The sequence below is a fragment of the Chitinophaga varians genome (assembly GCF_012641275.1).
GTDB classification, from domain to species: Bacteria; Bacteroidota; Bacteroidia; order Chitinophagales; family Chitinophagaceae; genus Chitinophaga; species Chitinophaga varians_A.
In genome coordinates, this window is sequence record NZ_JABAIA010000022.1 from 1 (window position 1) to 860 (window position 860).

1 protein-coding gene is annotated in these 860 nt (G+C 53.4%); it reads right to left on the reverse strand.

The window, feature by feature from the left end:
• Window positions 1-860: hypothetical protein (locus HGH92_RS33425; protein WP_168875206.1), on the reverse strand; the 860-nt coding region annotated here is incomplete at both ends.

The window sequence follows — 860 nt, forward strand, 5'->3', positions numbered from 1 at the left end:
GGCGTGTGAGAGAAGGATACTTTGCCGTCAGCAGCAGGGAGGGCGGTACCATCAAGTGTCCACTTGATAGTGTAACCGGTATTGCTGTTGTCGATGCTGAGTGTAGTGGCCTGGCCTTCGCAGATCTCATCCGGGTTAGCGGTGATCTTCACGTTCGGCTTGCCATCAATTTTAACAGAGAAGTTTTTAGTGAATACGCAACCTGCATTGTTGGCGTCCTGAACGGTCAGTACGAAATCGTAGGTGCCAGCCGCTGTGGTAGCAGGGTAGGTTACCTTGATAGTACCAGCACCGGTCCAGGCAGCGTCCACGATGTCAGTGAAGCCAGGCAGCGCGTTGGTAGCAGCTGCTTTGATGGAGTACTTGGTAATGTTACCGGTCGGGTTAGACAGTACCAGGTTGAAAGAACCGTCTGCGTTACATACCGGCGGCACAGCAGCTACGGCTACCGTTGGTGCGGCATTGAGGACCAGCTTAATAGTGGAGGTGCTGTTGTCGCACACGCCATTGCTGATCGTCCATGTTACCGTTACCGTCTGCGGTGTGCTGGTGGTCAGTGTTGCGATCGCATCCGGAGCATTTGGATTGCTGAAGGATACGCCGGTACCGGACCATGTACCTGTTTCGGTAGGTTTCGGTGCGTTGGCATTCAGCTGGAAGACGTTATTACCGCACTGGGTGATATCGCTGCCTGCTTTGCTTTCTGTGAGTGCTTCGGTGTTGGTCAGGATGATCTGATCAGAAGCGGTACAGGAAGACTTGAAGGTGTTGGTCACTGTCCATTGCAGTGTCACGGATTTACCCGCAGGCACGCCTGTTACAGTGGTGGTGTAGTTGTTTGGACTGGTGATTTGTGCACC